The sequence below is a fragment of the Aliagarivorans taiwanensis DSM 22990 genome, from assembly GCF_000429505.1.
GTDB classification, from domain to species: Bacteria; Pseudomonadota; Gammaproteobacteria; order Enterobacterales; family Celerinatantimonadaceae; genus Aliagarivorans; species Aliagarivorans taiwanensis.
The window spans coordinates 65,557-91,596 of record NZ_AUBZ01000007.1 but is presented as its reverse complement, the minus strand read 5'-3'; the positions used below and the strand labels follow the sequence as shown (position 1 = coordinate 91,596).

Here is a 26,040-nt window from a genome sequence, read left to right as displayed (position 1 = left end):
ACTTTAATTAATCTGTGTTTTATACCCGAACAAGCATCTTGAGGTGGTTCGGATGTAACACATTTTGATTTGCGCCCGGGTTATGGGCGATTGCTAGCATCGGGGAATACGTATTCCCGATGTGCTTTACTTGTCACGGAAGACTATGAACACCCAAGGCTGCTTGACCGCTCGAACGCGATTCTTTTGTTGTTTGCTATTACTGATCTGCGCATCAGTTCGAGCAGAGCCTCCCTCCCTTGTCTCCGAGCTTTCCAGCTTTAGCTCTGCCAAGCATGGATTAACCACCAAGCCGGAGCTTATCGAATCCGGCTGGTCCTATCACTGGGGAGATATTCCTCGAAGTGGCGGCAATTGGGCCTTTGAGGGGGAGCATTGGACGGCGGTTGCCGACCTAGGCTCACTGTCTCAGCGGGGTGATGAAACCATCTTGTGGTTGCGTCTGGAGCTGCCTGCCAGCCGTTGGCGTGACCCTTACATCTTTGCCAACAGCTTTGATTTGACCGCTCAAGTGTATGAGCAGGGCCAGCTAAGCTACCAGTTTGGCGAGTTTGATGCGCAGGGTAACAGCCGCTTTGCGGGCTGGCCTTGGCACCTTATCCCGGTCAATCAGCTTGAGCCCACCACCTTGTATTTTCGAGTGTATTCCAACTACGCGTGGATCGGCTTGTCTGGTCCCTTGCTGATTGGCAACAAGGCCGATTTGTTGGCGCAGGTCTATCACCGCGGGCTGTGGGGGCAGTTCTTTATCGGCGTTGTTGCCATTGTGGGCTTGTTGGTCACCCTGCTGGGCTTGATCAAACAAGAGCGCAGCGGGGCGCTATCGGCCGGCTTGTTGTCTACCAACCTGGCGTTGATGATGTTCGCGGAGAACGAGCTGGCTCAAGAGGTGGTCTACGCCCCCTTGGTGTGGCGCTATATCGCGGCCTTCAGCTACTTCTTGATTCCGGCGTTCTTATCTTGGGTGGTGGTGGCTTGGCTGAAGCTCAATCGCTCCCGCTTAGTGCGTGGCATTGCTCAGATCTCCCTGCTGTTTCCCGCTGGCGTGCTATTTGCCACCTTGGTATTCGACTACGTGTTTATTAACGCCTACCCGCTGTTCGATGGCCTGTTTATCGTGCTGGTATTGGGGCTGTTGGTGGCCAGTTGTCGCAAGGCCTTGAGCTGGGTTCAGCCTCTACGAGCGGCACGCGCTGCGTCTGCCGAGCCGGGGCTGAGTTGGGTCAAGCTGCCTGATGGCGGTGCCCAGCAGGTGTTGGTGGTGTTTGGCATTGTGGTGCTGTTTGTCTCCTTGCTGCTGGATATGCTCAGCTCCCATGGTTTTATCACCTGGATTGGTCGCACCGGCCAATGGGGGCTGAGCCTGTTCTCGCTCACCCTACTCGGGGTGTACCTGCTCAAAGACCTGCGACAGCAGCGCCGCTTGCGCCGCCTGACCGCCTCTCTGGAGGCGGAGGTAGAGCAACGTACCAAGGCGCTGCGCTCCAGTGAGCAGCGGCTCAAGCAACTGGCCCGGGAAGACTTCCTCACCAAGCTGCTAAACCGGCGCGCCTTTATGGAGCTGGCCACCCGTCAAGTGTCCACCTCGCTACGTTACCACCAGCCCTTGTCGCTGCTGTTGTTTGATATCGACCACTTTAAACAGGTCAACGATCAATATGGTCACCCCACCGGCGATCAGGTACTCAAGTCGATTGCTCAGGCGATCAAGCTGACCTGCCGACAAACCGACTTGCTCTGTCGCTATGGCGGTGAAGAGTTCGCCTTGCTGCTACAGGCGTCCAAGCCAGAACAGGCCAAGGTGCTGAGCGAGCGCTTGCAAGAAGCAATCTGTGCGATTTCGGTGACCGGCCCGCATGGAGAAGAGATCAAGGTGACCGCCAGCTTTGGTTTGATCTACCTAACCCGCTACCAATGCGATGAGCAGAGCGTGAGCAAGCTAGATGCCGAGCAGCTGCTACAGGAGCTGTTGGCCAAGGCGGATGATCTGATGTATCAGGTGAAAAGCGATGGCCGTAACGATATGCGCTTCGAGGTGATTACCAGCCCTTCGCTGAGTAAAACGGTGCAGAGCAGCTAATCAGCCTTATCTTTTCTCTATGAAGATAAGGCTGTTTATCTGAGATTACGCAGGGCTAGTTTCTACCCGCGATCACGCCACCATCCACATCCCAAATCGCCCCGGTGACCCAGCCTGTCTGCTCTTGCAGAAGGAACACGATGCTATTGGCAACGTCCTCTGGGGTGCCAATACGGCCGATGGGGTGGAAGCCATCGAAGCCTTGCAGCGCTTGGTCGAGCTCAGAGGGGTCGATAAAGGTTTCGTAGATCGGCGTTTTCACCACGGCTGGCGCGAAGAATATGCAGCGGGCAATGCCATCGCTGTTTGAGCGCCTCGGCGGCGGCCGTTGCCAGTTGGCCCATCGCATGCTCTGGGGCCTGCAAGGGATCGCTGAGATCGGGGATGGAAAGGGAAGCAACAAGTTGAGTTTGATTGAGTAAATTAAGCATACCTAGCTCCTATTTAGATAATGGAGCGGAACATACAAAAATCCCCCGGGAAGAGGCCGGGGGATTTCCGCATTCAACACTGTCACCGTTTTACATCATATGACAAAGCCACCCGAGCCTTGAGGTTCCCGAGGGCATATAAATCGTGTCTGGTATGCGATCATCATTATGTTCATGAAATGACTATAAATTATCCACTTATGCTATGCAATAGTTGCCGCTGGTGCGTCGGCCACTTCCGCTCGCGCCTTCTTAATCAGCTGATTCAGCTCAGCGACAAACGCCGCATAGTCGCTGCGTTTGCTTTTCACAAACTCACGGATTAGCTCACCGGCATGGCCCTGGAACTCGATGTAGCCATTAAAGCGTGGGCGCATCGAGCCCAGCTCCAAGGTCTTTAGTGTGTTGATAAAGAAGCCGTTGCTGTTATCGTTGGTGTGCTGCGCGGTCCAGGCTGCCTTGTGACCCGGCTGGCCGGCGTCATCGAAGAACTGGGTTTTCTGGAACTCGGCAGCCACGGTCATCTGCACAAACTTGGCGGCGATCTCCGGGTGCTTACACTGTGAGGAGATCGACAGGCCAACCCCACCAATCATACTGCCGCTGGGCTTGCCGGTGTCAGATGGCATATCGCTAAAGGTTGCCACGTGCTCAAGGTAGCCTTCGCGGGCATAGTTGGAGTAGCCGTATACCAGCGGGATATAGGCCACTTCGTCGCTGCTGCCCATCTTGTCCAGCATATTGATTGGGTCACAATCGAAGGACTCAGGGTGGGCCTTATCCAGAAGTTGGATCAGCAGCTTCAGGGCTTGCTCTCCCACCGCTGGGTCGAGATCGGAGCCGTCACTCCAGACTACCTCACCGGAGATCTGCGAGCACAGTGAGTAGAAGCTAGAGTAGGCGTGTACTGGCACGAACGGCACGCCAATCACTGGTGCATCCGTACCTTCCGCTGCCAATGCCTCGATCAGCGCTAATACGTCACTCCAGGTGGTCGGCAGCGGTAGGGAGTATTTGTCTAACAGATCCTTACGGTAGGCGGCGGTTTGCGCGGCGGCGTCGGCTGGCAAAGCCAGTTGGCGGCCTTCCCAGGTGTAGCTGGCAAAGCTCTGGCCTACTGAGTTTTGTTTTTGGTCTTCGATAAACTCCGCGGGTAGCAGATTCTCAAGCGGCAATAGCAAGTTTTGCTCATAGGCGACACCGATATGTGGGTGGTCGATCATGATGAAATCGTACTCGCTGGCTAGCTGGTCCAGTGGGAACAGTTCAAAGTCGGCCAAAGAGCGGGCGTCCCAGCTGATCTCCACATCGGGATGCTGCTGTTTAAAGGTGGCCGATGCGGCGATAAGGGGTTTGACACCTCGGTCATGGGACCAGGTCATTCCTTTCAGTTTGATCATGTTTAATCCTGTCTATAAAAGGGCGTTGCATAAAAAAGGCGCCACAGGCGAACCCGTGACGCACTTTGCTACAAGGTGATCGGTTCGCACCCAAACTGTTTTGTCTGTTTGGGTACATCCGCTTAGCGTTGGCTAAGCAGTGAAAAGCTTGTTAAGCGCTCGGTGCATCAAAGGCGAGGTAAACCGCGCGTTTTTGCAGATAGTTCTCGATACCGTAGATCCCATCTTCACCGCCGGTGCCGCTGCGCTTATGGCCAGAGTGGTAGCCCTGCACGTAACCGACGATCTGGCGGTTAACGAAGATGGTGCCCACTTCCATATTGCCGATGGCGTGCATCACCTTGCCGATATCTTGGGTGTACAAGTACGACGACAGGCCATCTTCACGATCGTTGGTGATATCCAATGCTTCGAAGTAATCCTTAACCCGGATGATCGGCATAATCGGCGCGAACAGCTCCTCTTTGGCTACTGGCATATCGCGGGTCACATCGGTCAGTACCGTTGGCGCGTACCAGTTACCTTGGGCGAACTGGTCACCCTCTGGGCGGCCGCCACCGAGTGCAACCTTGGCACCCATCGCAACCGACTCTTCTAGTAGGCGATGTACTCGCTCAAGGCCTTGCGCAGTAACGCTTGGGCCCATGTCGATGCCATCTTTCATCGGGTCGCCCACAACCAGCTTACTGGCCTTCTCGATAACCTTGGCGGTGAACTCGTCGGCGATCTCATCGGCAACTAACACCAGCTCGTTACAGATACACACCTGGCCACAGTTGGCGTAGCGCGAGATCACTGCCGCTTCAGCCGCTTTTTCCACATCGGCATCGGCCAGTACGATGAACGAGGCCTTGCCGCCCAGCTCCAGTACCAAGCCTGCTACGTTGTCGGCCGATGAACGGTAGATGGCTTGGCCGGCCTGGGTGCTACCGGTCAGTGATACCAGGCGGGTGAGTGGGCTGGTGACCAACTGGGCACTCACATCGATGCCTGCGCCGCTAACCAGGTTGATTACACCGGCTGGGATGCCCGCTTCTTCCACCGCTTTACAGAACTCAGAGGCGGTAACCGGCGTCGCCTCGTGGGCTTTCAGGATGATGCTGTTACCGGTGACCAGCGCAGGACCTACCTTGCGACCAATCAGCGCCAGTGGGTAGTTAAAGGCACATAAACCCAGGGTGACACCGTAGGGCACCTTGTGGATCCACAGCTGCTCGTTGGCGTTGTCTGAGGGGAAGATATTGCCTTCTAGGCGGCGCGCCGCTTCAGCGGAGTAGGTCAGGTAGTTTAGGGTGTCGTCAAACTCGCCATAGGCCTGAGCCAGGGTTTTGCCCTGTTCCAGCACCAACAGTTTGGCGAAGTGATCGCGTTTGGGCTTGAGCACCTCAACCAGCTTGAGGATATAGCGGCCGCGCTCGATGGCCGGGTACTGCTGCCACGCCAGCTGGGCGGTACGTGAGGTTTCCAGCGCCTGTTTTACGTCTTGCTCGGTGCAATCCGGTACGGTTGCCCACACCTCGGCATTGGCCGGGTTGCTCACCTCGAAGGTGGCACCGTTGGCAGCATTGACCCACTCGCCGTTGATATAGCAAGGGTAGTGTTGGATAGATGGTTGGTTCATGTCTTGTTCCCTTATATCTTGTTCTGTTATCTCTCGGTTTGGGGTCTATTTGCCCTTGCCTATTTGCCTTGAAAGCGCGGTTCGCGTTTTTCGACGAATGCCAGGAAGCCCTCTTTGGCATCTTTGGTGTCATAGAGCGCATCACACAGCTGCTGCTCTACCTTGAGTCCTTCTGCAAGCGGCAGCGCTGCGCCTTGATAGACCGCTTGCTTGGTGGCCTTAAGCGCCAGCAGCGGACCCTTGGCCACGCTTTGGGCGTACTCCAAGGTCGCTTGGCTAAGCTGCTCGACGGGGTAGACGCGGTTCACCAAGCCCATTTGCTCGGCTTGCTCAACGCTGAAGCTGTCGCCACTGGCCAGCCACTCCAAGGCCTTGGCCACACCCACCAGACGGGTAAAGCGTTGGGTGCCGCCATCGCCCGGCATCAGGCCTAGCTTGATCTCGGGCAGGCCGAAGCGATAACGCCCTTCGGCAACAAAGCGCAGGTCACAGGCCAAGGCAATCTCCAGGCCGCCACCGAGGGCGTGCCCGGCGATCTCAGCGATCACTAGCTTGCTGCAGTTATCCAGTGCGGCCAGGGTCTCGCGGGCCTTGTCCACCATCAGTTGGTTGTCGGCGGTGCTGTTGGCTTGGAACTCTTTGATATCTGCACCAGCGCAGAAGAACTTCTCGCTGCTGGAGTTGATGATGATGCAGCCAACGTCGCCGTTGTCTTCCGCTTGATTGATCAGTGCCAGTAGCTGCTCAAAGAACGCCAGGTTGTAGGCATTGGCTGGGGGGCGGTTAAAGGTGATGATGGCAACCTTGCCATCTACACGGTATTGCAATGTCATGGCTTAAGCCTCCTGCAGCTTGGCTTTGGTAAGTGCATTGTGCTCACCCAAGGTTGGGGCACCTTGGGCGGATGTGATCAGCTGGCCATCGAGGCGGATCGGGCAGCGGGTAGTCTGATAGCGCTCGCCTTGGCCGGTCACTACGGTTTGTACCATGTCCAGCACCTTAAAGCCGTCGTGCTCCAGCAGTTGCTGCCAGTCCAATACGTTGGCGCACCAGATATCGGCCGGCTCAAGGATGGCCAGCCAGTGCTCGGTGGTATTGGTGGACAATAAATCGGCCAGTACCTGCTTGATCTCATCGCGCTTGGCAAACCACTCGCCACGGTCTTGGTAGACCCGCAGCGGATCGCTATCGAGCAGCTCGGCCAAGGTGGAGATGGCTCCCATCGCCAGCGCCAAGTAGCCATTGGTGGTGCGATACAGGCCGTAAGGGGCGGCAACCAGCGGGTGAGCGGGGTTAACTTCGCCACGGCTCAGCTCTTCGCCGTCTTGGTAGAACAGGGTCAGCGGCTCAAACTGGAAGTCGAGCATCGATTCGAGCATGCTCACCTGTACCAGCTTGGTTTCATCGCATAGCAGCGCTGCCAGAATGCCTTGGGCCAGCTGCGCGCCTGCCAGGATATCGGCCACTGCCACACCCATCGGTACTGGGCCTTCGCTGTCGGCGCCAGTCATCCACAATGCCCCCGAAAGCGCCTGAACCAGCAGGTCTTGGCCGGGCTTGTCGGCCCACGGACCGGTCGCGCCGTAGCCGCTGATCTCGGCGTAGATGGCGTTAGGATTTATAGCCTGAATGCTTTCGAAATCCAGACCTAGACGCTGCATCACCCCCGGGCGGAAGTTGCTGACCACCACATCGGCTTGGCGGATCAGTTGCTTGACCAGCGCCAGATCGTCGGCGTCTTTCAGGTTCGCGCTCAGGCTTTGCTTACCGCGGTTAATTGCCTGATAGAACGCCGAGCTGCCTGCGATATCGATCTGCGAGGCATAGATGCTGCGACTTAAGTCGCCCTTTTGGTGATGCTCAACCTTGAGCACCTCTGCACCAAGGTCCGCCAGGCGCAGGGTCGCCGAAGGTGCGGAAAGAAATTGGCTAAAATCGAGGATCTTAATGCCGCTTAGTGGAAGGCTCATAGTCCAAACTCCTTCTCGATAACGGCGTTGCCACTGCCCAGAGCGGGAGCGCCTTTCTCAGATTTCAGCGCTTGCCCATTTAAGCGGATGGGGCAGCGGGTGGTGGTAATGGCCACGCCCGGTTTGCGGGTGGCGCTCAGTTCCATATCCAGTGCTTTGTAGGCCTCGCTGCTGGTCAGCTGTTGGTAGTTCAGTACTTCACTGGCCCAGAAATCCACCTTGGTCAGGCGATCCAGCCAGTAGCGGGTCGGCTGCTCGATCAGGTAGTCGGCCAGCAGCTGTTTGATCTCATCTCGCTCGGCAAAGCAGCGGTCTTGATCTTCAAAGGCCGCCAATGCTGGGTATTCCAGTGCATCGGCCAGTTTCTTCATGCAGCCCATGGCGATGGCGATAAAGCCGTCGGCGGTTTGGTACACGCCATAGGGAGCGCCCAGATAGGGGTGGGCGTTGTTGCTAAGGCTGCGTTTCGGGGTTTGGTTGTCTAGGTTCAGGTGGGCGGTCAGGCCTTCGAACTGCATATCCAGAATCGATTCCAGCAGGCTAACCTCAACCTTCGCGCCAACGCCGCTGCGCTTTTTGCGCACCAGCGCCGCCAGAATCCCTTGCGCCAAATGAGTGCCACACATCATATCGGCCACCGCGACGCCAAACGGAACCGGGGGCTGATCGCCTTCGCCGGAGTGCCACACCAGGCCAGAGAAGGACTGTGCCAGCAAGTCTTGTCCGGGCTTGTCGCGCCAAGTACCAACCTTACCGTAGCCGCTGACTTCGGCGTAAACGATACCGGGGTTGATGGCTTTTACCGTGTCATAGTCCAGACCGATGCGGTCCATGATGCCGGGGCGGAAGTTGTGGGTGAGCACGTCTGCCTGTGCCACCAGTTTTTTCACTCGCGCCAGATCCTCAGGATCCTTCAAGTTGGCGGCAAACGATTCTTTGTTGCGGTTGATGGTGTGGAACAGCACGCTGTCGCCGTCGGCCCACATGTTTTTGGTAGCCAGCTGGCGACAGGCATCGCCCCATTTCGGGCGCTCAACCTTGATCACGCGAGCGCCCAGATCGGCCAAACGCAGGCCTGCGTAAGGGCCTGCCAGGTATTGGCTGAATTCGAGAACGGTGAGTCCTTCTAATGGCAGCTTCATAGGGTATTACCCCGCGACGCAGTCGCTGAATGGGTCAGCTTAGCCAGCAGTACTTCCTGGTTGCCGCTGTTGGTGAGGCGACTCCAGACCATGCTTTTAAGTATTTCCATATTCATTCACATAGGTATATCTGATTTGTATATAAATATGAATATGGTATTTGTATATAAATGTCAATCGGATTTTCGTATGATTAAGCAACACTGTTAAGATGTTCAAAAAACCAAATAGGTAAGAAGGTAGAAAGATGACAACGACGGAGAGTAGTGCGTCGAAGAAATATGCGGTTCCAGCATTGGAGAAGGGATTGGATGTGCTGGAGTTTCTGGTTACGCAGGAGCTACCCCGTTCGCAAACCGAGATCGCCGCCGCCCTCGGACGCAGCCCGAACGAGATCTATCGGGTACTGGTGAGTCTGGAAGGGCGAGGCTATCTGCTTAGAGATGAGCTATCAGGCAAGTACCAAGCGACGCTAAAGATCTACAACCTGTCACGACGGATTTCTCCTATCGATAAGATGCGCCAATGCGCGCTCCCCCACATGGAAGACTTGGCATTTTCCAGCGGCCACTCCTGCCACCTGTGCATGCTCTACCAGAGTCAGACCATGGTGATTGTGCACGCCCGCAGCCACGGACCGGTGTCGATTAGCATTGCCGAGGGCTCGCTCTTCTCTACCACCGCCACCACCTCCGGCCGGGTATTGCTGGCCAACAGCAACTCGGAAGTACGCGATATGATTCTGGAGCGCGATGAGCACTTCACCAAGCTCAGCAAAACCGGCCAGAAGGCCTTGTTAGACCAGCTTAGCGAAATACGCGAGCAGGGCTATCACACTGCTAGCAGTGAGTTCACTGAAGGGGTGTGCGATACCGCTGTGTTGGTAGGGGAGCCGGAAGGATTGATTATTGCTTCATTGGCCGTTTCGTCATTAAACACACAGATTGGTGGCGGCCCAAGTATCGAGCAGCAAGAGATGATAGCGCTGCTTAAGCAAACTGCTGACAAGATTGCGACACAGTTAGGCTGCTAGGGCTGCTCCTGTTCTTGGTAAGTAGCAAAAGGGACAAGGTAGGTGATCTTGTCCCTTTTCAGTTTCTAAGAGTCGGGCTTACTGGAAGTTATTCACGGTAAGCCCCTTGGCTATCCATAACCCTTTCTATTTTCCATAGGCCATAGGGTAGAGGTCAGCGTTGAACTGTTTAGCCGCTTCTACCAACTCGGTGTAGGGACGGTCAGCAACGGTCACAAAGCCTACGTTGTAGTTTTCCCCATCCCAGGCTCGGCCAGTGGCTGGTGAATCGGTGTATTGGAACCAGTGGGCGCCAACAAAGTATGGGTTGTCTACGATGCTGCGCATGTATTCAACATACTTCTCGCCACGCTCTTGCTGGTTAGCTGCCGAGACAATACCGCCGTGGAACAGGCCAGAGTCTAGCGATCCGAAGTGGAACTCACCGATGATGCTTGGACGGTCCAGCTCAGGCAGCAGGCTCCAATCGCCTTTGGTCTCCAAGCTGTTCGCGTAAAGGTTGTAGCTCATTACATCGACGTATGGCGCAGCGCCACGCAACACCTCTGGAGTCTGTCCCCAGTCGGCGAAACGAGCGCCTAGGTACATGTGGTTTGGCAGTACTCGCTTCACTTCAGCCTGAACAATCGAGAAGTACTGCTCTGAGATCATCTGCAGGATGTCGCCGTAATCAGCTTTCTGACCTGCGCTCAGGCGGCCGCGATAGTCGTAAGACTCGGCAAACTCATCCCACGACTGTACATCGCTGCCCCAGGCATCGTTCAGTGCGGCCACGGTTTGGTACTTCTCTTTGAAGTGCTTAACCAGCACGGCTTTGACTGGGCTTTCTTCGGCGTCATAGCTCAGGGCGCTAATGGCGATACCGTAATGGCTGGCTTCGTTGGTGGTGTTACCCCAGCTCATCTCGTTATCCATAAACACACCGAGTAGCCAGGGGTCGTTTACGTCAACTTGTGATGCGACTTCCTCTGCAGTCTTGCGAGCTTCTTCTTTGAAGATTGGGTCGAAGGGGTCAGGGATTGGCCACCAGTAGTCGTTACCGCTACTGATCCGCGCCATATCATCGCGTCCGTGGATCCAGCCGTGAGCAACATAGGCAACGCGTTGGTTGTCGAAAAGGCGTGGATCTGACCAGTTACCTAAAGAGGTAAAGCCCCAGTCAACCATACGGTCAATGGCAACTTGATCCCAGATTTCCTCGGCTTCTTCCTTGCTCTGAGCTTGGTACTTGCGCATTACGTTGGCCCAGTAGAAGCTGATGACTTCGCCTTTTTCCATCGCACCGCGGTGTACGTAAGGGACGTGAGTGTAGGCATCCGCCAGTGGGCTATCGTATTCAGGTAGCCACTCGAACATGTTATAGCGCAGTTCAGAACCAACTTGAGGGTTGCTGCGGGTCGCTACATCGTCATAGTCGACACCTGTGATGGTGTAGGTATCGACCATGCGGATATTATCAACACCGGTCATAAAGTAGAGGTGGCCTTCGGGGTCGACCAGCGCCCATTGATCATCAAGTTTTTCCGCACGGAAAAAGCCAGTAGCCTCAAGTTTTGGCCCTTCAGCCCAGCCGCCGAACTTACTGCGATCAGCCATTGGCTTAGCCTTACCGAGGTTTGTTAGCTCAGATTTTGCGTCGGCGATCAGCTCTTTCTCATCGTGGACTTTCAGATCCCATTCGGCACCGGTGAACTGACCGAACTCATCCATAATGCCGGCAAAGCGGCTGGAGTCAGAAGCGAGGTTAGGCACCAGGCGGAGTTCATCAACGATGATGCGATGCTCTTTGGTCGGTTGCATCAAGAATAGTTGGATGGTGTAGATGCTATCTTTGTTCAGATTAGCCTCACCCCAAGAGTAGGAGATAGGCTTGGCGTTATAGCCGGCTTTAGGCGGCTCTCCGCGCATACCTGATTCTTGGTCGCCAGTTAGCTGCTCCAGTGGCATGTAGTAGGTGCTGGTGGAGTTGGGCGCAAGAGTCATGTAGCTGACCATTGAATCGTTTACGCCATCGGCGGTACCTCCCCAAGCATTGTGTTCAGCTTGGTCGACCCGCACGTAAATCTGGATTGCTTCATCGGTGGGGTTCTCGATATCGAAGCCTAAGTTAATATCACCTTTATCAGACCAATCCCAAGGTTGGGCTGCGCGGAAGGCGACATTGGGATACTCAGATTCGGTGGTAAAGGTGACGTCCAAGCCTTTTGAGTCACCTCGCTTAACCAGCTCTACCCGGCTATGGAAGGTGCGATCAGCAGCGTAAGCGCTGATGGTGTCAAAGTCGCTGATGGTTTCAATGGTTGGGATAGGGCCGGCGTCTACCACTAAGTTAGATTGGGCGATAAAGTCACCAGTCGCATTGAACATTTCAAAATTGTCGATGATAGCTGTCTGTTCATCGGCTGGGCCTTGAACGAATATCTGTAGCTCGGCCACTGCGCGCAGGTTTAGGTTTTCGCCGCCCCAGTAGTTAGGCATTTTGCGGTTGGTACCATCAAATACCATCTCGACATTTTCGGTCTGCCCAGGGTTGACGGTAATTGCGTAGTTCAGCTGGTTTTCAAAAGCGCCCGCCAAACCGGTTTGGTCGGCCACTTTAAAGATAATATTGAGTGGAGAATCTCCTGGGTTGGTGACATCAACGGTAAAGCCACCCTTAGTGTTCCAGTTCCATGCAGCACCTTGCGGGTTTAAACGAACGTGCGGCCAGTATACGTATTTGTCAGCATCGCTTACTGCTTCAAAATCGATTTGCAGTGCTTGCTCGCCTTTGGTAACACCCTCACCGCTAATCAGTTTAGCTTTGGCGTGGCTGGCGACGATCTTCTCCATCATTGAGCCAGCTTCAAAACTAGGCTCTGCAGCGCTTTGGCTCACATTGTCTTGGCTAGAGGCCATGTCACTGGTTGTACTGCCACAACCGTAGGTGCCAGTAAGCACCATTGAAAGCACAATGGCTAATTGAGTTTTTCTCATTGTTATACCTATTTCCTTATGCCTAACAGTTTGTTTATTTTGATTTTTTTACAAAGAGTATTTCGCTGTAGTTAGCGCGATTAAGCCACCCATGGGGGGTATTTGCCTCAAAGCTGATGTAATCTCCAGCCTGATACTCGATACCCGTGCCCTTGTCTTGTTGATGGCTGCCGCTATACAAGGTGCCTTGCCCGCACACAACGTAAGCTAGCCAAGGCTCATCGGAGCTGTGAATTGGGAACTCGGCAGCATCCTCAGTGATCGTTAGCTTCAACATGCTTAAACCCATGTCCTCCACCATGCGGCTGCTCCAGCCAGTTAATGGGGCTGGCTCAGCATTCGCCTGAGGAAGGGCTATGGGCTCTGATTTGGGGACTGCTTGTTCGAGCAGCTCACTGCCTTGTTCGGTGGTGCGCATTAGGATGTGTTTTACCATTCAATTCTCCCTATTTAGGCCTGAGCTTTCTCAGGTGAGTCTGTGGAATGAACAATAAAGCCGAAGCTCTTACGAGCTTCGGCTGATTTTCGGCTTAGTGGTTTTCCCACATCTCCGGCCAGTAGCGGTAGACACAGTGGCCGTGCTTATCGAGCTTGGCTTGCGCCTCGGCCAGATACTCCAGGCTCTTCTGCTTGGCTTGTGCCTGATCGCCCACCAACAGTACGTAGTGGTTGTTGCTTAGCTCTTCGCCATCGGCTGACTTGAGGCTTAGGCGAACTTCGAACTGACCTTCGGCATCTGCCGGTAGCTGCCAGTCGATGGCGCCAAACTGCTTGGCACTGTCGATGGCAACATCGGCGCTCACCTTGCCTTCTGCCACAGGCTTACCTTGGTACTCAACCTGCCATTCCAGGCTTAGGCCTTCATAGCCGTGCTGGTAATCGTTGATGATCCACAGGCCGCCGTTGAAGGCTTCACCGGCTGACCAGCGGCGCTTGTCAAAGTGCAGGCTAGGCAGCAATGGCGCGTAGGTGCGTTTCAGCCAATCGAATCCAATCTTCTTCTCGCCGTAGAAGTCGACCACGCCCCATTTAATGTCTGGCACGTGGGTGATGAAGTGACACAGCGCCACACCGCTCATCTTCGGCTTACGGCGACGGTAGGTTTCCAGCGCGAACTGAATTACCGTGCCTTGGGCGATTTGAGTGGCTTCCACAAACTCTTCCAGCGAGCCCATGCGATAGTCACCGAACACCTCGTAGTTCAGGTTGATCAGGATATCGATGTCGGCCCAGTGGTAAGCCCAGCTTGGGCCCATTGGCCATAGCTCATCTTCAGGGATGAACTTCTTCAGGCTGTCGATGCTCGGTGCAGAGGCTGCGGTTAGCTCAGGGATAATCGCGCAGTCCAGAGCCGGGTAGTACTCTTCCATAAACTCTGCGCCGCCTTGGTAGTAGTGCTCGTTGGCGTGCATCGATTCATGCGGCTTGAAGCCCATGTTCACGGCAGACTCAGAGCTTAGTGGCGAGGCTAGGCCATATGGTACGTTGGTGTACTCATTGACCGACTTACCAATCACTTCCATTAGCGCCTTGTTACCACTCTCTTCGTGCGCGCCAGAGAAGAATACTTCCTCACCGCCCATCCAGAAGATCTGTGAGGGGTGGTTACGGCGTTGCTTCACGGTCTCCACACACTCGTGCAGTACCCCTTCGATAAACTCTGGGTCTTTCGGGTAGGCCTGGGTGGCTAGAGTGAAGTTGGTCCAAACGGTAATACCCAGCTCATCACAGATGCGGTAGAAGTCTGGGATCTCTGGTGGGTGCCAGCCGAAGATACGCAGGTTGTTGATGTTGGCTTCTTTCACCATCTCCAGACGATCTTCGTATTTCTTCAGGCTGTTTTGGCCGTACAGGAATGAAGGCTGACCGCCCCAACAGGCGCTACGTAGGAAGTGGCGCTTGCCGTTGATCACAAAGGTCCATGGGAACTCGTTGTCGTCGCGGGTGTAGCCTGGGTTGAAGTCCATTTGCACTTCACGCAGACCGATGGTCTCAACCTTGGCGTCCAGAGACACTGCGCCGTCGACCAGCTCAACGCTGAAGTCATACAGGTTTTGCTCGCCCATATCCCACGGCCACCATAGCTTGGCGTCCTCTACCACCATGTTTAGCTCAACCTTGTTGCTACCCGGTTGCAGGCTAACGCTTAGGCTCACTTGGGTTTGCTCGGTGTCGCAGTTAGCGCCTTGGGCCTTGGCTACCAAGGTAACTTGCTTCACTTGTTGGCTGTGGTTCACCACCTCAGCAGTCGCGGCGATAGTCGCTTGCTGCTCACTTTGTACGGTGATGTCGGTGCGGATATTGTCCACGCGCACTTGCTCGGTAGCTTCCACTTTAACTGGACGCCAGATACCAAATGGCACCAGACCTGAGAAGTAGTCACCGGAGAAGTTCACCTTCTTACCACCACAGTTGCGGTAGTTCTTCGGTGGCGGATCCAGCTTCACCATCAGCATGTTGGAGCCATCACGCCAGTCTTCAAAGCTGGCCACTTCCGAGATATCGAACTCAAACTCAGAGAACATGCCTTCGTGGCGACCCAGGTGATGGCCGTTTAGCCATACGTCACAGCTGTAGTCGACACCTTCGAAGATCAGGCGGATCTTCTTGCCCTGCATGGTTTTTGGCAGCTCAAAGCGACGGCTGTACCACCACTCATATTCCGCCACCCACTTGGCGCGGTGCATATTACGGCCAAAGTAAGGGTCATCGATTTCGTTACAGCGGTGCAGGTCGGTATAGACATCGCCCGGTACCGCGCCAAAGTTCCAGCTGAAGTGGGTGCCCTGATACTCAGCAGGTAGCAGATGCAGCCCTTCTTTTACACCTTGGCCGGGGCGCATGCGCTCCATCTGCCAGCGGTAGCCACTTAAATCCAGAATTTCACGAGACATTACAAATACACTTCCTTCTTGTTTGTATGTAAATAAGATATTTATATAGGAATTTATTTGCAGCGTGCTTCGGTGAAGATCTGTGTAGCGAATCACAGTTTTGGTTTGCTAACTTCGGTCATTGGTAAACCAGTTTCGCTGCGTACGTCGAGGTTTAACAACAGGTCTGACTCGGCATGCATTGAAGAGAATGTGTAGTTAACGTGATAGATGTTTGAAAACTCAATATAAGCGTATGTTTTTGCTGTGTATTTATTGAGCAGCTTCGGCATTGGCGCGATGATGGGATAAAAAATAACTCATTACACATTAGGGAAAATGCGATGACACAATCTATCAGGCGGCTATGTTGGTTACTTGTGGCTTTCTTGCCATGCGCTCATGCAGTGGTAGGAGGACAAACGGAGAAAGACCTGGATTGGCCATTTCTCGGCAGTATTCGTTCATTAACTTCCAGTGCGGTGTTACCCCAGCACGATTGTGGTGGCACATACCTGGGCAACGGCTACTTTCTCACCGCAGCACATTGCGCTAATCGCCGGCCTGACTGGACCCGGGTTTGCTTAGGGCATAGTGGGGCTGCTGTTAGAAACAACTGCTACCCAGTCAGCGAGATCATACGCCACCCCGATTACAGCTCTTCGCACAGCTATCAGTTGGATGTTGCCTTGTTCAGATTAGAAGGGGTGAGCGACAACTATCCCCACGCTCTGCTACCGACGACGGCACAAGACGCGCAGTTTAACCCCAACACGCAGTTGCACATTTTAGGGCTTGGTGTCACCGACTATTCGGATATCAATTACAGAAACCCGGCATTCCAACTGCAAGGTGTGGCGATGCCCTTGATTGATATCGATACCTGCCAACAGCGCATCGGTGGTGCGATGCCGGTGGATGATCGCCACTTTCTATGTGCGGGGAGCTCGTCCCATGGCCCAGCGATGGGAGACAGCGGTACGGGAGCCTTTGTATGGCTAGCCAATCAGCCGGTGTTAGCTGGTTTGGTTTCTCACGGTTACAACTACACCGGGGTGTTTACGCGTATTGAGCCCTACACGGCATGGATTCGAGATCACATGCAGGATGCGCTCGGCGAGTTAGTGATGCCAGAGCGGCTTAGCTGGGCGCAAGATAGTGAAGGCCAGCTAACGGGTGTGCTTCGTTTGACGAATCTGACTGAGCAGGCCTTGGACTTGGAGAATGTTTGGTTAGCGGATGAGGAGCAGTTTCAAGTGACAGCGACGACCTGTGATCAGATTGCTGCGGGTGGTAGTTGCCAGCTTGAGCTTCAGGCTGACATGCAGGGACAAACACAGGCGCAATCGCTGATTCAGCTGCAATATTCGCGCGTGACTTACCAAACTGAGCTACAGGTATTCGCCTTGTCGACTGAGCAAGGCAAGCTGGTTGCGGGTGATGACCAATGGCAGCACGGCGACGACGGTGAGTTAGCCACCAGTGCTGATGGCTTGGCTAAACAGATGTATCTTTACCAAGCGAATGAACAGGCTGGCTATCTGGTCTTGTCTGGCAAGCTGCAAGGCTTTAGTGGAGAAGACAGTTTGCAGGTAATGGCGGGCTCTCAAGTGCTTACTCAGTTTAGTGGTCGCTGCGAGTTTGAGTCGTTCGCGCTGCCAATCGAGGCGGGTAAGCCATTGCTTGTTAAGTATTTGGCTGGGCATCAAGGGCTAGAGCCCGAGGCGGGGTATCTTCGTTTAGATAGGCTTAGTTTTCACCCTGCAGGCCAAGAGTTACCCGCTTCTCAGCTGCGTTGTGACTATGTTGATGCGTCCAAGCAATCGGATAGCGCCAGAGAGGACTCCACAGGAGGCGGTGGTGGCAGCTCGGGGCTTGGTCTGATAGCTCTGCTGCTATTAGTGCGAGTATATCGAGTAAAGCTCGCGCGCACGCTTAGCTAGCTTAACTAAAAAGGGAGGTTCAGGCCGATTCAGGAGCCGCACCTGAACCTCCAAGTTTATTACCAAGCCATCTCTGCTTTTAGCTGCTCCAGCCACGCTGCGATGCGCTGCTCATGCATATCGTTCTGGTTGTCGTTATCGAGCACCAGGCCGGCAAATTTGTCGTTTTCCAACAGCGCTGCTGAGCTATTGAAGGTGTAGCCCTCGCTGGGCCACTCGCCGACTAAGTCGGCGCCGGCTTCCGCCATTAGGTCGTACAACTCGCCTAAGCCATCGACAAACTCATCGGCGTAGTTGATCTGATCGCCCAGGCCAAACAGTGCGACTTTCTTGCCGGCGAAATCCGCTTCTTCCAGATTGGGAGAAAACTCCTCCCAGCTCTCTTCCTGACAATCGGCCGACATACCCGGTAGCTGGCCTTCGCCCAGCGTTGGCGTGCCGAGAATCAGGTAGTCGTAGCCCAACAGTGTATCGATGCTGGCGCGGTTAATGTTCAGTGGCTTATCGGCCACGTCCTCGCCCAGGGCGCGGAAGATCTGCTTGGCGATCTTGCGGGTGGTACCCGTATCGGTACCAAAGAAAATGCCTACCTTGCTCATAATGTTACTCCCTTATCGTGTTCTGGCGCTTGCCTTGCCACCGCTAGATAGCTGGCCAATATGGATGCCTTGTGTCGCGATTGTGCGCAATCGCTACTGAGTTTATCTGTTACGTTTATCTACATACGTTTATCTACCTCTCAGCAATCCTTATGCCGTAAGTTAATGTGAGTAAAATCAATGCGTTATTTCCGGTGGTGAGTATTCTTGTCGTAAATGCAACAGAGATTGTTCTGTTTGCTCGCCAACAATATTGATAAGGAAACACCATGTTAGGAAAGCACCAAGCCGCGTACGAGGAGTTTTATCACTCTACCCATGAAAACGAACATTTGGATAGCAAGACTGAGTTGCTGGTGGGCCTGGCCGCGGCCATGGCGATGAACTGCCAGCCCTGTACTCGCTATTATTTACATCAAGCGAAACAGGCAGGGATTACTAAAGGTGAGGTCACCGATGTTACCGCCAAGGTGATGGCGGTGGCGGCTGGGCAAAAGAAGCTGCAGATGCAGGAGGTATTGCAGCACTACAAGATCGATCTAGAGCGCTTCGAAGGCTAAGTGAGCCTTGCAGGCAGGAACACGCCTGCCTGCCATTTTATGGATTACGCTGCCTTGGTGGTGCCAGCGTTTTTGCCGAAGAAGGCATCCAGATAGATCTGTTTTACATCGGCCACACTTGGGGTGCCCGGATTAGTGAGGGTGCATGGGTCATTGAAGGCGTTGTCGCTCATGCGATCGAGTACCGCCATAAACTGCTCTTCGCTGATATCCACCTCGCTGATCTCTTTAAAGGTCAGAGGGATGTCCAGCTTGCCATTGAGCGCGCGCAACTCATCTTCGATGGCGCCTATGCCCAGATAGCGCTCCATCTCCGCATACTTGTCGGTGGACTGCTTGTTGTACTCCACGATGTAGGGCAGCAAGATGGCGTTGGCCAAGCCATGGGTTACCCCAAACTCGCCACCAATCTTATGCGCCAGTGAGTGCACTAAGCCCAGCGACACATTGGAGAAGGCCATACCTGCCAGCGTTGAGGCATTGTGCATCTTGTCTCTGGCCTGCATGTCAGCGCCGTTGCTATAGGCGGTCTCGATGTTCTCCAGCACCAGCTTAGTTGCGCGCATTGCTAGCGGGTCTGAGTAGTCATTGGCTGCGATCGAGACAAAGGCTTCCAAGGCGTGAGCCATCACATCCATACCGGTATTGGCAGTGATATGGGGCGGCATCTTAGCGGGCAGGGCCGGGTCGATAATCGCCACATCGGGCACAATATGGGCCGAGACAATGGGGTACTTGATATGGTTTTCGGTATCGGTGATCACGGAGAAGGCGGTGATCTCAGAGGCGGTACCGCTGGTGGACGGAATGGCCACAAACTTGGCCTTGTTGCGCAGCGCGGGCATGGCAGCAACCGGAATAATGTCTTCAAAGCTAAGCTCAGGGTGCTCGTAGAAGCACCACATCACCTTGGCTGCATCCAGCGCCGAGCCACCGCCGATGGCAACGATCCAATCTGGCTGGCAGTCGCGCATGGCTTGGGCGCCTTTAAGCACCGTATCCACCGAAGGGTTAGGCTCAACGCCGTCGAACACCTGCGAGTCGATGCCGCCCTCTTTAAGCAAGCTCTGGGTCTGCTCGATAAAACCGAAGCGCTTCATCGACTGCCCGCCGGTGACAATAAGCGCCTTGCTGCCTTGCAGGCCCTTGAGCGCCGACAGGGCGTCTTCACCAAAATAGATACTCTCTGGGATCTTGAATGTATTCACTGTGTTCCTCCTTGTACAATAACCACATAAAAAATAGTGGAATATTTGTACACCAAAATGCCTATAGTGGTCTACCACTTGCTGGGTTTATCCCACGGTGTGGTACTTAAGATGTCAAAGAGGATGGCAATGAAACGAACTGGCTCACTATCGCTGATGGCCTTACGTGACATTCCAAAACCATCGCGTTTAGCCGCCCTAGCCGAAAAGGAGTAACGAGTGTTTAAGGAATTCAGGTGCTGGTTATGGCCGCTAGCGCTATTGGTTGTCACCACCACTGTTAACGCCGCCGAGTACTTTGTCGCGCCGCAGGGGAGCGATGCCAATGATGGCAGTCGGGTGCGGCCTTGGGGTAGCGTGGAACATGCCGTTGCGCAGCTGCAAGCCGGCGACTACCTATACCTGCGAACCGGGCGCTATCCGCTCGCGCAGGACCTTGTACTGGCGCAATCCGGTGCGCCCCAAGCGCCGATTACCCTGACGACTTTGCCAGACGAACACCAGCAAGCGGTGCTGGAGGGCGCGGGCTTGGCGGTATTGGGGCAAAGCCATATCCGCATCGCCGGACTGCGTATCGAGGATCCCAGCTACCAAACGGGCCGAGGTGTGGGTATCTATATCGAGGGGGCCAGCGACAGAGTGGTGAGCCATGTGGTGGTCGAGGACAACCACATCGTAAACAGCGAGAGCTCTGGGATTGCAGTATGGGGCGTGCCTTGGGGAAGTGACCCAATGGATTACCACAACATCCACCAGGTCAGTATCAAAGGGAATCGGATAGAGCGTGCAGTAAATGGCGGCTGGAACGAGGTGATTACCTTGGCCAATGGCGTGACCGATTTCGCGGTTGAGAACAACCATATCTCTAAAGGCGGCGATCCCAGCAAGGGCGGCGAGGGGATCGACCTTAAAGAGGGCGTGCGAGACGGTCGGGTATGCGGCAACCATATCCATGACATCCACCGCCGTGGTATTTACCTTGATGGCGGCGGAGGCCTGCCCGGACAAGACTTTGGCCGCAAGCCAACCGTTGAGAACATCGATATCTGCAACAACCGGGTGCATAGCATCCGCGAATTGCTCGACGGCCAAGGCCGCGCGCTGTTCGTGGGGGCTGGAGCAATGGCGCTGATGACCGAAGGCACTGGCGATATCCGCAATATTCGCATCTACAACAACCTCTTTTTCGATAATCAGGAAGATGGCATCTTGCTCTACGACCACCCCGGGGATACCGGCAAGGGCAGCGGTCGGATCGATGATGTGACCATCTTTAACAACACCATCGTGGGAAATGGCCGCGATGGGCTGCACCTTAACTTTCCGCGCATCAACGACCTGTACATCGGCAACAACATCTTGTTTGCCAATCGCAGGCGTGCACTGAACCTCTATCAAGGTCGCGCTACGCTCCGCCAGAACCTGACGCGTGACCCGCTGTTTCAAGGCGAGGCGCTGCGCGCTGTCGCTTCAGGTAGCAACAGTACACCAATGCTCACGGCCGAGGATTTTCGCTTGCAGCACCTCTCCCATGCCAAGGGGCAGGGGCTGCGTATTATCGGCAAGGTCGATACCGCAACGCTGCCGGACTATTTTGGCCAGTCCCGTCGACACCGCGTGGATATTGGGGCGATACAAGCCCAGCCGTTGGCAAGCGACTAGGCTCATGACGATAGCAAAGGGCCGATGCTGTCACGCATCGGCCCTTTAGTTTTGCTGAAGAGTCGTTCCATCGATACCAAGCGGTATCAATCGATCAGCCCTCTCGCGACTTACGCCTGCGTTTCTCACTCATCACCGAGCGGCACATCTTGGCAAACTCGCGATCCTTGGAGCGCTGCTGGGCCAGGCTGGCACCGTTGCGCGCCTGCTCGCGCAGCAACTTGAAGTAGTTGTCCAAACGGCGTTGGTCTATCTCCCCTGTGCTAAGCGCTTGTTGCACCGCGCAGCCTGGCTCGTTGCCGTGCTGGCAATCACTAAAACGACATTGCTGGGCCAACTCCTCGATATCCGAGAAGGTCTCCTTGACGCCGGCTTCGCAGTCGCTGAGCTGTAGCTCGCGCATCCCCGGGGTGTCGATTAACACCCCGCCATGGGGCAGGCGGTGCAGCGAGCGGGCGGTGGTGACATGACGGCCTTTGCTGTCATCTTCACGGATCCCGCCGGTTTGAAGCTGGCCTTCGCCAATCAGGGTGTTGCTTAGGGTCGACTTGCCAACCCCGGATGAGCCCATCACCGCTACGGTCTGACCGTTGCCACACCAGTGGGTCAGCGGCGCAATCGAGTCGCTATCCAGAGCATTGACCGTCTCGACCAGCAACATCGGGTCGAGGCCTTGCACCTGCGCGCGTCGCTCGCTGGCATCAATGCACAAGTCGGCCTTGGTCAGTACCACTACCGGCTGCGCGCCCACTTCATAGGCCAGAGCCAGATAACGCTCGATCCGGCTGAGCTTTAGGTCGTAGTTGAGCGAGCTGACGATAAACAAGGTATCGACGTTGGCGGCAATCAGCTGGCGCGCCAGCTTGCTACCCGCTGCCTTGCGTTGAAACAATGAACGCCGCTCCAACAGGCGCACGAAATGCAGCTGCTGGTCGAGCAGCAGCCAATCGCCCACTGCCATTGCTGGCAACTGATGATGGTTGGCAAGCTCAATCGCCCCTTGCTCGCTGAGCAGGCGGTAGCCCGAACGTTGTTGCTCAACCACCCGCGCGATCAGTTGATGTTGGTAGTCGTCGAGTGTCAGTTGTTGTGAAAAATAGCTGTTCCAGCCTAGTTGCTGGATGGTTAACTTTGAATGCATTGTATATACCCGAACAGCCTCAAGATGCGTGCTCAGCGAGATTTCCCGTTCCTCAGGCAAGGCACTGCTCCGCTGATCTAGTGGTCTTAATCAAGGAGCAGTAACGCAGGATGAGGGACTGGAAAACTCGCCCTTCGGGAGGCGCTCAATGTCCATAGCTCTTCGTTGAAAACACTCGAAATGGTTTACCATTCCTTCGTATTTTCGCCTCGCTCTATGAACATTGAGCACCTCTGAATCCTGCATCTTGAGGCTGTTCGGGTATAACCCCTGAGCACGTATCATAGCTGTGCTTGAGAGAATCTTCAGGGTCAGATTGGATACAGGCTGTCGCAGCATCTGAATTAGTCAGTGACGCGTGACAAACCGATAGGTAGACCCCGGTATAGAGCTACACCGGGCAAAAGGAGGGGCAGGTTGAGTTTAGCTGCGCGCCTTTGCCGGGTGGGTGTGAGATACAATCATTAATTTCCTCCACTGGCGTTAAAATCGGCGGCAGTTTACCACAGCCGTAAACTTGCACAAGCTGGTGAGTGTTTGAGCTGACTATGCCAATCGGCGATGGCAGTCCTCCACATTCGGCTGAGCGTGTGTAACTATCGGCCTGAATGATCGTTTGGAACACAGGCTATGACCAAAAATATACTGATTACCGGCGCCAGTAGCGGCATCGGCTTTGAGCTAACCAAACTGCTTTGCGCGCAAGGCCATCAAGTGGTGGCAAGTGGCCGCAATCAGGAGCAGCTTGAGCGCTTGAGAAGCGAAACTGGCTGTCATGTTGTGGCGGCTGACCTGGCTGATGCTGAGCAAACCATTGCGCTATTTAACAAGGCCAGCGAGCTGCTGGGGCATGTCGATGTGCTGATCAACAACGCAGGACTCAACACCCGCAAGTGCGCCATCGACGCGTTGACCTTGGAAGAGTTCGACCTGCAGTATGCGGTCAACCTGCGTGCCCCGGTGTTGCTGGCTCGCGAGGCGCTCAAGCAGATGAAGACCCGTCAGTCAGGCCATATTATCAACGTGGTCAGCACCGTGGCCAAGCGCGCCAACCCCACCATGAGCGCCTATACAGCGATGAAGCAGGGCCTAGCCGGCTTTAATGGGATCCTGATGAAAGAGGCGCAGCCCCATGGCGTGAAGGTGACCGCGCTGTACCCCGGCGGCACCGATACCAACTTCCGCGAGGCGGAGCGCCCGGAGTACATGCACCCGGCCAGCGTGGCCAAAAGCATCGCCCAGATCCTCAGCCTGCCCGATGACCTGATCATGCATGAGATGACCTTCCGCCCGGCGGTCGAGCTGGAGTAAGGGCGCGATAGCGCCTTGGGAGTGGGTATGAGCGAAGCGGTAACCTTGATACAACAGGTGTTCGAGAGCCTTGAGCGCCACTATGGCTACTACCAATGGTGGCCCAGCGATGATCACTACGAGATTATGCTCGGGGCGATCCTGGTACAGAACACCAACTGGCGCAATGCTGAACAGGCGCTGCTCAATCTGGGCAAGCCGCTCGACCCTAAGCTGATTGCCAGCTTGTCGCTGGAAGAGCTGGCCCAAGCGATCCGCTCCAGCGGCTATTACAACCAGAAGGCCAAGCGGCTTAAGGCGCTGACCGAGTGGTTTGCTGGCTTTGATTACCGTATCGACGCGCTGCGCGCTATGGAACAGGCCGAGCTGCGCAAGCAACTGCTGGCGATCAACGGCATTGGCGGCGAAACCGCTGACGTTATCCTGGTGTATGCGGTGGGCAAGCCGAGCTTTGTGATTGATGCCTATGCCCGGCGGATCTTCGAGCGGGTGGGGCTGGACGTCCCCAAATCCTACGACGCCTTCCGTGGCTTGGTTGAGCAAGCTATCACGCCCGATACCCAGCGCTACGCCCACTACCATGGCTTGATGGTCGACCACGGCCAGCAGTTCTGTAACCCCACCCCGAAGTGCGATGCTTGCCCGCTTAATCGTCTGTGTGCCCTTGGTCAGACAAATATCACTAAGTGATAAAATAAACAATAAACAGTGGCTTACAGGCTAAAAACAGGTGATCACTGAAATAATGTGACCTCACTGGGCATCCTCTGTACGGCTGCTTTGTCGATTGCAATCATCACTCCTAAGCTTAGGGCTTTAGGAGGTTGTGACTTGCTAAAACCGAAATTACCCGCAGATGAGGCGGCCCGGCTAACCACCCTGCATTCGCTCAATCTGCTCGATAGCCCTGCCGAAGAGCGCTTCGATCGGATCACCCGAATGGCCAAGCGCATGTTCGATGTGCCCATCGCCTTGGTGAGCATTGTCGATGAGAACCGCCAGTGGTTTAAATCGAAGCTCGGCACCGAGGTATGCCAGACCGAGCGGGATATCTCGTTTTGTGGCCATGCCATCTTAGGTGATGAGCCCTTTATTATCTGCGATGCCACCAAAGACCCGCGCTTTGCCGACAACCCTTTGGTCACCAGCGAGCCGCATATCCGCTTCTATGCCGGCTGCCCGCTGCGGGCCTTTGACCAAACTAAACTGGGCACCCTGTGTATTATCGATACCCATCCGCGTTTGCTGACCAGTGATGAGCTGGAGCCCTTAGTGGATCTGGCGCGGATGATTGAGAACGAGTTTGCCGCTTATCAACTGGCCACCATGTGCGAGCTCACCAATATCTCCAACCGCCGCGGCTTTATGCTGTTGGCCCAACACTCGCTACAACTGTGCGCCCGTGAACAGTTGCCTGCCAGTCTGGTGTTTATCGACCTGGATGACTTCAAGCAAATCAACGACCGGCTTGGCCACAAACATGGCGACCGCTTATTGAAGGAGTTCGCCAACCAGCTAAGTCAGGTGTTTCGCGATGCCGATGTGGTGGCGCGGCTCGGTGGCGATGAGTTTGTGGTGTTGTTTAGTAACGCCGGCAAGACGCAAGCCGAAGAAGCCCTCAAGCGGCTCAATGCCCTAACCACCAGTAACGAGTTGGCCGAGCGCTGTGGCTGCGCCATCGCCTTCTCCTGCGGGGTAGTGGAGTACGACCCCGAGCGCCACCCATCGCTAGAGGCCTTGTTGGAGGCGGGCGATAAGCTGATGTATCAAGCGAAGCAGGCCAAGAAAGGCCGTTAGGCTATATATATACCCAAACAACTTCAAGATGCAGGATTCAGAGGAACCCAATGTCCATAGGGCGCGGAGAAAGTACTTAGGAATGGTGGCCCATTTCAAGTGTTTTCAACAAAGCACTATGGACATTGAGTTCCTCCCATTGGGCGAGTTTTCCAAGCCCTCATGCTGCGTTACTATTGCTTGATTTAGACCACTAAATCGGCGCAATAGTGCCTTGCCTGAAGGCCTGGAAAATCTCGCTGAACAAGCATCTTGAAGTTATTTGGGTATACACCCACAAGTATCAGTTGCCG

At 54.9% G+C, this 26,040-nt stretch carries 19 protein-coding genes and 1 pseudogene; 8 read left to right on the top strand and 12 right to left on the bottom strand.

The window, feature by feature from the left end; all coding sequences use genetic code 11:
- Positions 1-145: 145 nt before the first annotated feature.
- The gene (locus G462_RS0106730) at positions 146-2,080 is read left to right on the top strand and encodes a sensor domain-containing diguanylate cyclase (RefSeq protein ID WP_026958317.1); all 1,935 of its coding nucleotides are present in this window, start codon (positions 146-148) and stop codon (positions 2,078-2,080) included.
- A 55-nt stretch (positions 2,081-2,135) separates the two neighbouring features.
- On the opposite strand, the pseudogene G462_RS0106725 reads toward G462_RS0106730, so the two are convergent.
- The 6 genes and pseudogenes from G462_RS0106725 to G462_RS0106695 all read right to left on the bottom strand — a co-directional run.
- Positions 2,136-2,354: pseudogene (locus G462_RS0106725) on the bottom strand (SDR family oxidoreductase); the annotation flags it as partial.
- Between the two features lie 360 nt (positions 2,355-2,714).
- Complete coding sequence (locus G462_RS21945) at positions 2,715-3,911, bottom strand: ABC transporter substrate-binding protein (protein WP_035477010.1); 1,197 nt, start codon at positions 3,909-3,911, stop codon at positions 2,715-2,717.
- A gap of 151 nt (positions 3,912-4,062) precedes the next feature.
- Positions 4,063-5,532 carry an aldehyde dehydrogenase family protein gene (locus G462_RS0106710; protein ID WP_026958315.1) on the bottom strand — a complete coding sequence of 490 codons (1,470 nt, stop codon included), beginning with the start codon at positions 5,530-5,532 and terminating at the stop codon, positions 4,063-4,065.
- 59 nt (positions 5,533-5,591) lie between these two features.
- On the bottom strand, positions 5,592-6,365 hold the full coding sequence (locus G462_RS0106705; protein ID WP_026958314.1) for an enoyl-CoA hydratase/isomerase family protein: 774 nt from the start codon (positions 6,363-6,365) through the stop codon (positions 5,592-5,594).
- A gap of 3 nt (positions 6,366-6,368) precedes the next feature.
- Positions 6,369-7,502: a CaiB/BaiF CoA transferase family protein gene (locus G462_RS0106700; protein WP_026958313.1), complete on the bottom strand. Its 1,134-nt coding sequence runs from the start codon at positions 7,500-7,502 to the stop codon at positions 6,369-6,371.
- Entirely contained in the window at positions 7,499-8,644 is a 1,146-nt protein-coding gene (locus G462_RS0106695) for a CaiB/BaiF CoA transferase family protein (RefSeq protein ID WP_026958312.1), read from the bottom strand. Before G462_RS0106695 ends, G462_RS0106700 begins: the two co-directional genes overlap by 4 nt.
- Before the next feature lie 247 nt (positions 8,645-8,891).
- Between G462_RS0106695 and G462_RS0106690 the strand changes: the two genes are divergently transcribed.
- Positions 8,892-9,677 (top strand): IclR family transcriptional regulator, encoded by a 786-nt coding sequence (locus G462_RS0106690; protein WP_026958311.1) that lies wholly within the window; start codon positions 8,892-8,894, stop codon positions 9,675-9,677.
- A 126-nt stretch (positions 9,678-9,803) separates the two neighbouring features.
- Here the strand turns inward: G462_RS0106690 and G462_RS0106685 are convergent, their stop codons facing one another.
- The 3 genes from G462_RS0106685 to G462_RS0106675 form a co-directional block, all read right to left on the bottom strand.
- Positions 9,804-12,653, bottom strand: coding sequence for a beta-galactosidase (locus G462_RS0106685; protein ID WP_026958310.1), 2,850 nt, complete (start codon positions 12,651-12,653; stop codon positions 9,804-9,806).
- 34 nt (positions 12,654-12,687) lie between these two features.
- A complete protein-coding gene (locus G462_RS0106680) occupies positions 12,688-13,089 on the bottom strand; it encodes a cupin domain-containing protein (protein ID WP_026958309.1) in 402 nt (133 codons plus the stop codon).
- Between the two features lie 94 nt (positions 13,090-13,183).
- Complete coding sequence (locus G462_RS0106675) at positions 13,184-15,547, bottom strand: glycoside hydrolase family 2 protein (RefSeq protein ID WP_026958308.1); 2,364 nt, start codon at positions 15,545-15,547, stop codon at positions 13,184-13,186.
- 386 nt (positions 15,548-15,933) lie between these two features.
- Here G462_RS0106675 and G462_RS0106670 point away from each other — a divergent pair, with 386 nt between their 5' ends.
- Entirely contained in the window at positions 15,934-17,469 is a 1,536-nt protein-coding gene (locus tag G462_RS0106670) for a S1 family serine peptidase (RefSeq protein ID WP_169720146.1), read from the top strand.
- A 59-nt stretch (positions 17,470-17,528) separates the two neighbouring features.
- On the opposite strand, the gene G462_RS0106665 is transcribed toward G462_RS0106670, so the two are convergent.
- Positions 17,529-18,068 (bottom strand): flavodoxin, encoded by a 540-nt coding sequence (locus G462_RS0106665; RefSeq protein ID WP_026958306.1) that lies wholly within the window; start codon positions 18,066-18,068, stop codon positions 17,529-17,531.
- A 269-nt stretch (positions 18,069-18,337) separates the two neighbouring features.
- On the opposite strand from G462_RS0106665, the gene G462_RS0106660 reads away from it, so the two are divergent.
- Positions 18,338-18,628 carry a carboxymuconolactone decarboxylase family protein gene (locus G462_RS0106660; RefSeq protein WP_026958305.1) on the top strand — a complete coding sequence of 97 codons (291 nt, stop codon included), beginning with the start codon at positions 18,338-18,340 and terminating at the stop codon, positions 18,626-18,628.
- 44 nt (positions 18,629-18,672) lie between these two features.
- On the opposite strand, the gene G462_RS0106655 is transcribed toward G462_RS0106660, so the two are convergent.
- The gene (locus tag G462_RS0106655; protein WP_026958304.1) at positions 18,673-19,836 is read right to left on the bottom strand and encodes an iron-containing alcohol dehydrogenase; all 1,164 of its coding nucleotides are present in this window, start codon (positions 19,834-19,836) and stop codon (positions 18,673-18,675) included.
- 219 nt (positions 19,837-20,055) lie between these two features.
- Between G462_RS0106655 and G462_RS0106650 the strand changes: the two genes are divergently transcribed.
- Positions 20,056-21,498, top strand: a complete 1,443-nt coding sequence (locus G462_RS0106650; protein ID WP_026958303.1) for a right-handed parallel beta-helix repeat-containing protein — start codon at positions 20,056-20,058, stop codon at positions 21,496-21,498.
- Positions 21,499-21,592: 94 nt separating this feature from the next.
- On the opposite strand, the gene rsgA is transcribed toward G462_RS0106650, so the two are convergent.
- Positions 21,593-22,639: a ribosome small subunit-dependent GTPase A gene (gene rsgA, locus G462_RS0106645; protein ID WP_035477006.1), complete on the bottom strand. Its 1,047-nt coding sequence runs from the start codon at positions 22,637-22,639 to the stop codon at positions 21,593-21,595.
- A gap of 630 nt (positions 22,640-23,269) precedes the next feature.
- On the opposite strand from rsgA, the gene G462_RS0106640 reads away from it, so the two are divergent.
- From G462_RS0106640 to G462_RS0106630, 3 genes are all read left to right on the top strand, one after another.
- The gene (locus tag G462_RS0106640) at positions 23,270-23,950 is read left to right on the top strand and encodes an SDR family oxidoreductase (protein WP_026958301.1); all 681 of its coding nucleotides are present in this window, start codon (positions 23,270-23,272) and stop codon (positions 23,948-23,950) included.
- Positions 23,951-23,977: 27 nt separating this feature from the next.
- Positions 23,978-24,640, top strand: coding sequence for an endonuclease III domain-containing protein (locus G462_RS0106635; RefSeq protein ID WP_026958300.1), 663 nt, complete (start codon positions 23,978-23,980; stop codon positions 24,638-24,640).
- A 141-nt stretch (positions 24,641-24,781) separates the two neighbouring features.
- A complete protein-coding gene (locus G462_RS0106630; RefSeq protein WP_026958299.1) occupies positions 24,782-25,747 on the top strand; it encodes a sensor domain-containing diguanylate cyclase in 966 nt (321 codons plus the stop codon).
- The last annotated feature ends 293 nt before the right edge of the window (positions 25,748-26,040 follow it).